Here is a 2,122-nt window from a genome sequence, read left to right on the forward strand (position 1 = left end):
GCCGCTGCCGCTTCGTACGCCTGCGCCCAGCCGTCGTCCAGCTCGCCGAGCTGCGCGAGCGGCGCTACGGCGACCCGCCAGGGTCCCGGTGTACGGGGCGGGATGGCGCGGGCGCCGTCCGGCTCGGACATCAGGGCGAGGGCGAGGCGCGCCTCGGGGAGCGTACGGGCGAAGACGCCGACGCAGTCGAGGCTCGCGCAGGCCGGGACCACCCCTTCCGTCGGGACCAGGCCCCGGGTGGGCTTGAGGCCGACGATGCCGTTGAAGGCGGCGGGGACGCGGCCGGATCCCGCCGTGTCCGTGCCGAGTGCGAGATCCACCAGGCCGAGGGCGACCGCGACGGCGGATCCCGAGCTGGATCCGCCGGAGACGCGCAGGGGGTCGCGGGCGTTGCGCACCGCGCCGTACGGCGAGCGGGTGCCGACCAGGCCGGTGGCGAACTGGTCCAGGTTGGTGGTGCCGAGGACGAGGGCGCCCGCGTCCTTGAGGCGGGTCACGACCGGGGCGTCGCGGTCCGGGAGGTAGGCGTAGGAGGGGCAGCCCGCCGTGGTGGGGAGGCCCGCGACGTCGATGTTGCCCTTGACGGCGAGGAGTCGGCCCGCCAGGGGAAGCGGGTCGCCGGTGTCGCGCCGGGCGTCGAGCGCGCGGGCCTCGGCCTCCACGTCGGCCTGCGGGCGCAGCGAGATCCAGATCTCGGGGCGGTCGACGTGGGCGATCCGGGCGTAGGCGGCGCGGACACGGTCGAGCGCGGAGGAGGTGGAGGCCGATGAGGAGGTTGAGGGGGTTGAGGGGGTCGAGGGGAAGGTCATCGCGAGTTCCTCGGGTCGGGGTGGGGCGGCGGTGACAGCACCAGGAGAGGCGTGCCCGCCTCCACCTGGGCTCCGGGGGCGGTCAGGACGTGGGTGACCACCCCGTCCGCCGGCGCGTCGACCCGTGACTCCATCTTCATCGCCTCCAGCGCCAGCAACGGCTGGCCCGCGCTCACCCGGTCGCCCGGCGAGACGTTCACCTGCCAGACCGACGCGGCGAATTCGGCTTCCAGCAGACGGGATCCCGGGGGGACCGTGAAGTCGGTACGGGGGAGCGGCGGCGCGGCCACCGACTCCGCGCGGGCGAACTCGCCCGACGCCTCCCAGGCGTCCCGCTCCGCCCGGAACGCGGTCGCCTGACGGGCCCGGAAGGCCGCGATCGAGTCGGCGTTCTCCGCCAGGAAGCGTTCGTGGTCGGCGAGGGCGAACGTACCCTCCTCGATGCGGGGGACGAACCGGCCGGCCGCCATGTCCGCGCGCAGCGCGAGTAGTTCGTCCGCCTCGACCGGGTACCACGTGATCCGGTCGAAGAAGCGCAGCAGCCACGGCTTGCCCTCCTCGAACGCGCCGCGCTGCTGACGGCCCGACCACACCTGGGTCGTACGGCCCACGAACTGGTAGCCGCCAGGACCCTCCATGCCGTACACGCAGAGGTAGGCGCCGCCGATGCCGACCGAGTTCTCGGCCGTCCAGGTGCGCGCCGGGTTGTACTTGGTGGTGACCAGACGGTGGCGGGGATCCAGGGGGGTGGCGACCGGGGCGCCCAGGTACACGTCCCCCAGGCCCAGGACGAGGTACTCGGCGCCGAACACCGTGCGGTACACGTCGTCGGGCGAGTCGAGACCGTTGATCCGGCGGATGAACTCGATGTTCCACGGGCACCAGGGCGCGTCGTCCCGTACCCCCGTCATGTAGCGCTCGATGGCCTCGCGGGTCGCCGGGTCGTCCCAGGACAGCGGGAGGTGAACGGTGCGCGACGGGACCACCAGGGCGTCCGTGGAAGGGAGTTCGGCCTCGATCCGGGTGAGGACGGGGAGGAGGGTCTCCTGGGGGAGGACGTCCGGGTCCAGTTGGATCTGGAGCGAGCGGATGCCGGGTGTGAGGTCGGTGATGCCGGGCAGCGCCTGTTCCCGTACGGCCTCCGCCAGCGCGTGCACCCGCATTCGCAGGGCGAGGTCGAGTCGCATCTCGCCGTATTCGACGAGGACGTTGTCGTCGCCGCTGCGGCGGTACGTGACCGAGGGGCCGCGTCCCAGGATGCCGCCGTCGACCACGGCGGGCCGGTCGGCGGCCGGAGGTGACGCGGGCGCGCG

General features: G+C 73.8%; 2 protein-coding genes. Both read right to left on the reverse strand.

The features are described from left to right. Positions 1–809: amidase family protein (locus GT042_RS05530; RefSeq protein WP_272925676.1), on the reverse strand; the 809-nt coding region annotated here is incomplete at its 3' end. Next, positions 806–2,122: carboxyltransferase domain-containing protein (locus GT042_RS05535; RefSeq protein WP_161307574.1), on the reverse strand; the 1,317-nt coding region annotated here is incomplete at its 5' end. The genes GT042_RS05535 and GT042_RS05530, both read right to left, overlap by 4 nt.

The sequence above is a fragment of the Streptomyces sp. SID3212 genome (assembly GCF_009865405.1).
Classification (GTDB): domain Bacteria; phylum Actinomycetota; class Actinomycetes; order Streptomycetales; family Streptomycetaceae; genus Streptomyces.